Origin of the sequence: Lysinibacillus sp. UBA6686, from assembly GCF_002455205.1 — a bacterium.
In the GTDB taxonomy this organism is placed as follows: domain Bacteria; phylum Bacillota; class Bacilli; order Bacillales_A; family Planococcaceae; genus Lysinibacillus; species Lysinibacillus pakistanensis.
On record NZ_DKJS01000062.1, the window covers coordinates 35,374 to 41,934 of the forward strand.

The 6,561-nt window shown below is 36.9% G+C and carries 5 protein-coding genes; 2 read left to right on the plus strand and 3 right to left on the minus strand.

Annotated features, from left to right (window positions below; translation table 11 throughout):
• Nucleotides 1–34: 34 nt before the first annotated feature.
• The 3 genes from B2R82_RS16465 to hisA all read right to left on the minus strand — a co-directional run bounded on the left by B2R82_RS16465 (nucleotide 35) and on the right by hisA (nucleotide 2,095).
• Nucleotides 35–754: a GTP pyrophosphokinase gene (locus B2R82_RS16465; RefSeq protein ID WP_286925967.1), complete on the minus strand. Its 720-nt coding sequence runs from the start codon at nucleotides 752–754 to the stop codon at nucleotides 35–37.
• A gap of 289 nt (nucleotides 755–1,043) precedes the next feature.
• On the minus strand, nucleotides 1,044–1,331 hold the full coding sequence (locus B2R82_RS16470) for a hypothetical protein (protein WP_286925969.1): 288 nt from the start codon (nucleotides 1,329–1,331) through the stop codon (nucleotides 1,044–1,046).
• The gene (hisA, locus tag B2R82_RS16475; RefSeq protein ID WP_286925973.1) at nucleotides 1,328–2,095 is read right to left on the minus strand and encodes a phosphoribosylformimino-5-aminoimidazole carboxamide ribotide isomerase; all 768 of its coding nucleotides are present in this window, start codon (nucleotides 2,093–2,095) and stop codon (nucleotides 1,328–1,330) included. Before hisA ends, B2R82_RS16470 begins: the two co-directional genes overlap by 4 nt.
• 191 nt (nucleotides 2,096–2,286) lie before the next feature.
• Here hisA and B2R82_RS16480 point away from each other — a divergent pair, with 191 nt between their 5' ends.
• On the plus strand, nucleotides 2,287–4,710 hold the full coding sequence (locus B2R82_RS16480; protein WP_286925970.1) for an ATP-dependent RecD-like DNA helicase: 2,424 nt from the start codon (nucleotides 2,287–2,289) through the stop codon (nucleotides 4,708–4,710).
• Between the two features lie 29 nt (nucleotides 4,711–4,739).
• Nucleotides 4,740–6,437, plus strand: coding sequence for a polysaccharide deacetylase family protein (locus tag B2R82_RS16485; RefSeq protein WP_286925971.1), 1,698 nt, complete (start codon nucleotides 4,740–4,742; stop codon nucleotides 6,435–6,437).
• Nucleotides 6,438–6,561 lie beyond the last annotated feature (124 nt).

The following is a 6,561-nucleotide window of genomic DNA, read 5'->3' on the forward strand; positions in this document are numbered from 1 at the left end:
ATAGTATTTCAACAACATGAATGACATTCCGGTGTCATTTGTTAGGTAATTCTGTCAGGTATTTAGCTAAATGTGAAATAGGCGTACTGTCTAGCAATGAAGGCTCAGTTTCATTTTCTTTTAAAATATTGATCTCTTTATTCAGGCGCTCCATTTTTCGATCTAACTCTGCTGCTTGTAGAGCGGCTTCTTTTAATTCAATACGAATATGCTCTGGTACTTCCTTGTTATACTTATAATAAATTTTATGCTCTAAGCTTGCCCAAAAATCCATTGCTATTGTACGGATTTGAATCTCTGTATATACCTTCTCCATATGATCGGACATAAAGATAGGAATTTTGATAATGAGATGTAAGCTTTGATAGCCATTGTCCTTTGGATAGGCAATATAATCCTTTACATCTACAATTTCAATATCATGTTGTGCCTGTAGCATAGCGCTTACTTTATAAATATCCTCTACAAAGGAGCATGTAATTCTGACCCCAGCAATATCCCTTATATTTTCGCGAATATCTTCAATGGATGGTTCAATGCTCTTTTTCTTTATTTTCATTAATATACTTTTTGGTGATTTTATTCGGGTTGAAACATGTTCTATTGGATTGTATTCATGAATTAGCTTAAATTCTTCTTGTAAAATATTAATTTTGGTTTCGATTTCCTGTAAAGCAAATTTATAGGCTAAAAAGAAACGTGTTAGCTCTATTTGTAAATTTTTAAAAGTTATTGCCTCAAGTTCGTTTTTCATGCTATCTTAAATCCTTTCTTCCAAACTGTTAATTACCTCATTTATCTAAAGCTTATCAAAAAAAGCTAAAAAATAGAAATATGTACGCTGATAAATAAAAATACACTAACATTTGTAAGAGTTTGGAAAAATGTGACCGATTATGAGTTTTAAGAAAAGTTTATGTTAGAGAGAAAAGACACAATCTGGTCTAAACCTTAAAAGCGCTAGAAATCAAACTTTGATTTCTAGCGCTTTACTGAAGTGAAACTTGATAAGTTTAAAATATACTTACAACCTGGCCAAAGGTTTAAATCACTATTTCTGCATTTAAATTGTAGCGTTTATTAAATTCATCAACAAAAATTTGTAAGTCTATATAAGTATCTATATAAGGCTCTGTTTCCTGATCGCGTAGGAAGCCGCATGTTGCCTTTAAGGATTTGGAAAACTCTAGTAGCATCTGCTCATTATCTAGCTGTACATGCAAGGAGCGTGAATTATCCATAGTATTTACCTTAAAGTACTTGCCGTCTATAATACGCTCTAAATTTGTTTCTTGAAAAGGAAAAATAATATCTTTATAAATTAATTTCACAATACCCCGCCCTTTTTACAATAGTTTACTACATCTACATATGGTAATTCTCCGCCAAAAATTGAAAGGGCACTTCCAATTGTCACGTGAAGTTTACCATTCGCTAACTTCTTGAATTTCTCTAAGTCCTCAATGGAACGGATCCCTCCAGCATACGTTGTTGGGATAGTAGTCCATGCTGTTAGATCACGTACTAAGCTTTCCTGCATACCACCTTTTTTTCCTTCCACATCAACCGCATGAATGAGCAGCTCATCACAGAAATTTTCAATATAAGCGATGGACGCAGCATTGACCTGGAAATCACTAAATTTTGTCCATTTATCAGTAACAACATACCATTTATCATTGCGCATTCGACAGCTTAAATCAATGACTAAATGCTGTTTGCCAATTTTTTGTACGAGTTCCATCAGTCGATCCATATCAAGCTTGCCATCATGAAAAATAAAAGAAGTCACAATTACATGCGAAGCGCCAGCATCAATATACTTTTTGGCATTTTTTGTAGTGATTCCACCACCTACTTGCAGACCATCAGGATAAGCTGCAAGCGCTGTTAATGCAGCCTCGTCATTTCCTTCACCGAGCATTATAACGTGACCACCTGTTAATTGATCCTGAGCAAACATTTTTGCATAATAACTAGAGTCATGATTGGAAATAAAATTTTCAATGACTTTTTGATCTGCATGTCCCAATGTGCTCCCCACAATTTGCTTTACTTTGCCATCGTGTAAATCGATGCAAGGTCTAAATTCCAATAGCTTCACAATCCTTCCGTGCAACAAAATTTCACCTTTATCATAGCATGGAAAGATTGATAAAAGATGCGAAATATCAATTGTCAAAATAATGTTAAAAGAATTGAGTGAATTCTCTTTTTAAACAATTATTAGCACTATATTGTGGTAAAATAAAAAGATTGAATCGCACATGAAAGGACGAATTGACGATGGCTGAGAATCTTGATTTATTTGAACTAAATAAATTTTTTATACTCGGACGTCCAATCGTCTCTATCTTTCATAATGCTCAAAATATGTATTCGATTGTTCGTGTGAAAATTCAAGAGACCAATTTACAATATGAAGATAAAGAAATCATTGTTGTCGGCTATTTTCCGCCATTACAAATGGATGAACAATATCGTTTTACAGGTTTATTGAGACAGCATCCAAAATACGGTGTACAATTTCAAATTGAGACGTTTACCAAAGAGGTTCCAGCAACAGAGCAAGGAATCATTCATTACCTATCAAGTGATTTATTTGTTGGTATTGGAAAAAAAACGGCTGAAACAATTGTAGAGAAACTTGGAGCCAATGCTCTACGTCTAATTTTGGAGGACCCAAATGTGCTTGATAGTGTCCCTCGTCTATCAGCCGAAAAAAAAGAGGTTATCCACCGTACAATCGAACAAAATTTAGGTCTTGAGCGAGTAATGATCCAGTTAAATGAATGGGGATTTGGACCTCAGCTCGGTATGAAAATTTACCAAACATATCGCACTGATGCCATTGAGCTTCTAACAGAAAATCCATATCGTCTAATTGAAGATGTTGAAGGTGTGGGATTCGTTCGTGCAGATGAGCTAGGTGCAAAATTAGGGATTACTGGTAATCATCCAGACCGTATTAAGGCCGCTATTTTACATATTCTAAATACAGCAGCTTTATCAGAGGGGCATGTGTTTTTAGATGCTGAGCAAGTTTTGCCCTTAGTCAAAGATATGCTAGAGCAAAGCCAACGAGAGGAAATACCATTTGAGGCAATATCAAAGGCCTGTATTGAATTGCGTGAGGAAAGTAAAATTTGTGGGGAAGAAACAAGGCTGTATTTACCGTCTCTCTATTTTTCAGAAGTAGGAATCGCCTCTAAAATAGTGTCATTAATTGAACGGAATAAGAAAGCTGAGCATTTTAGTAGGGACGAAATTCGGAAAGCGATTGGAGAAACAGAGGACTTACTTCATGTGACCTATGCCGAAACACAGGCCAATGCTATTGAACAGGCCTTAAACTCGGCTGTTATGATTTTAACAGGTGGTCCAGGTACCGGTAAAACAACGGTTGTACGAGGAGTAGTGGAAGTATATGCAAAACTTCATGGTTTATCATTAAATCCAAAGGAATATGCGCAAAAAGAAGAACCCTTTCCCATTATTTTATGCGCTCCTACAGGTCGTGCTGCTAAGCGTTTATCAGAATCAACAGAACTTCCTGCAATGACCATTCATCGATTATTAGGATTTACTGGACAAGAAAAGGAAGAGGAAACAGAGCGTGAGGTTACAGGAAAGCTCATCATTGTTGATGAAATGTCAATGGTGGATACTTGGCTTGCTCATCAATTATTGAAAGCTCTACATGAGGAAGTTCAAGTTATATTTGTGGGTGATCAGGATCAGCTCCCTCCAGTAGGACCTGGACAGGTGTTAAAGGATTTATTGGCCTCGCATCAAATTCCAACTGTTGAATTAACTGAAGTGTATAGACAGGCAGAGGGCTCAACTATTATTGAACTTGCCCATCAAATTAAACGCGGTACAATCCCAAATGATTTATCGGTAAAAACGTCTGACCGCTCCTTTATTAAAGCCTCCTCAGATCAAGTAGCAAGTGTTGTTACACAGGTGGTAAAGAGTGCAGTTGCGAAAGGACAAGAAATTCGCAATATTCAAGTGTTAGCACCAATGTACAAGGGACCAGCAGGCATTGATAACCTGAATAAAATGATTCAAGAGCTCATAAATCCAAACGATACTGGTTCTAGAAAAGAGCTTGTCTTTGGTGATGTAACCTATCGTATCAAGGATAAAGTATTACAGCTTGTCAATCAGCCGGAAAGCAATGTTTTTAATGGAGATATGGGTGAAGTCATCAGTATTATCAAGGCGAAGGAAACTATCGAGAAACAGGATTTACTTGTTGTTTCTTTTGACGGCATTGAAGTAACCTATCAACGCAGTGACCTCAATCAATTGACACTCGCCTATTGTTGTTCCATTCATAAATCACAAGGCTCGGAATTTCAGACAGTAATTATGCCAGTAGTTCGAGGCTATTCTAAAATGTTGCGTCGTAATCTGCTATATACTGGTATTACCCGTGCGAAAAACTTTCTGATTTTATGTGGTGAGCCAGAAGTGCTCGCAGATGGCTTACAGCGTACAGATGATCTACAGCGCTTTACTTCTTTACGTGCAAGACTTAATCCAATGGATATTGCAGAGGAAATAACTGAAAGAGAAGCAGTAGCAGTGGAAATAGATGAAGAGCCGAAAAAAGATGTAAAGTTAACGGTTGAAACAGAACCGTTGATCCATCCAATGATTGGAATGGACGGGGTTTCACCGTACGATTTTTTAGATGACTAAAGAGGATTAAAATATTTGAGGTGAAGAAAGTGAAACGCATCGTATTATTGCTTCTATTCATGATGATCCTACCTTTTGCTGGAAAAGTATATGCAAATAATATGATTATCCAAGTGAATGAAGAAGCAACTGTCTTTGATAATCGTTCAGGCTCACTCGTGCAGGTGGGCACATTATCAGCTGGACAAACCTTTGAAGTAACTAAAGATTATGGGGCTAACTGGTGGCAAATACGTTGGGCAGGTTACTATGGGTATGTTGATAAGCGTTATACAACAGTTGTATCAGCAACAACCTATAAAAACAAAGTCCCAATGGTAGCAACAATAAAGGATTATATTGTTCCAACACGCGTTGCTCCAATTTTTGATAATAGCGGTAATAAGCTTGTACAATTTGCAACCCTTTCAGAGGGAGTTCGTTTTCCTATTTATAATAAAATGGGGGATTGGTATGGCATAGCAGTGAATGGACGGTTAGGATTTGTACATAGTAATTTTGTTGAAGAAGAACAAGGACAGGAGACTACGAATCCAAATAACACAAAACCTGTTGAAAAGCCTACCCCGACCCCACCACCTCCTAGTAAGCAAAATGGTTATATGCAGGCTTTAGAAAATGTCACTCTCTATGACCTACGTCGAGACAAGCCAATGACTATTGCCCTATTACTGAAGGGGCAACAGCTTGAGGTTGTCGATGCATCAGACGAAACATATGTAAAGGTTCGATGGGGGCAAACCTATCTTTATGCAGAAAAAAATAAATTAAAATTAATGAATACACCTTCTTATAAAAATATTGGGAAGGACCATGCTGTAAAAAATGAGTATTTCATCCCGATTTCTGCAAACAGTGAGATTTATGACTGTACCAATAAAACATTAGCCCCTTTTGCTAAGCTAGATACAAACCGTCGTTACCCGATTTTACGAAAAGAGGGCAGCTGGTATGTAACAGTTATTGGGGGACGTGAGGGGTATATCCATAGCTCAAAAGTAGCGCTTGATCGTGGCGTTCCTGTTATGATGTATCATCATTTTTTAAAGGAACATGAGCTGGGCCGCTTTAAAAATGTCAGCACAACGATGACGGATGTACAATTTACAAGAGAAATGCAGTTTTTAAAAACTAAAAACTATGAAACGATTACTACGGATGAACTATTGCGTTTTATGCGCAATGAAATTACATTACCAGCTTATTCCATTGTCTTAACCTTTGATGATGGCTTGCTTTCAACACGTGAATATGCTTATTCAGTTCTTCAAAAAAACGGCTTCAAAGCTACTCAGTTTTTAATTACATCACGCAATGAAAGTTCAGCAGCTGAGCAAATGTTTAATTATGACGACCTACAGGCACTTTCCCGTCAGGATATTGAAAATATGCAAGATGTCTTTTCCTATGGCTCCCATACTTACAACCTACATGATTTAATAGGAAATAAAGGGAAGATGCTACTAATTCCATACCATGAAGTAGTGCAGGATTTAAAACAAAGCTTAACACTTATCCCTGAAGCAAAAGCATTTGCATATCCATTTGGACAATATACGTCGAATTCAATTTATGCAGTAAAAGAAGCAGGATTTGTCATGGCGTTTTCAACACAGCCTGGCTATAATAAGCCGTATGATGATGTGTATCAAATTAAACGATTATATAGTGATCAGAAAACTACATTTGAACAGTTCCAAAAAATGGTCCTACCATATGCTAAATAAAAGAACTTGTCCCATCATAAAACACTAAAAAGGCGCGAGCAATTATTGCTCGCGCTTTTCATAGTGTTGAAAAACTAAATGGTCAAAGGATTCTTTGTGAACACTACTAAGTCAAATGAAGGTG

Bases quoted from the DNA above. Each gene is read 5' to 3' on its own strand.
- B2R82_RS16465 (WP_286925967.1), bottom strand. From the start codon at position 754: ATGAAAAACGAACTTGAGGCAATAACTTTTAAAAATTTACAAATAGAG.
- B2R82_RS16480 (WP_286925970.1), top strand. From the start codon at position 2,287: ATGGCTGAGAATCTTGATTTATTTGAACTAAATAAATTTTTTATACTC.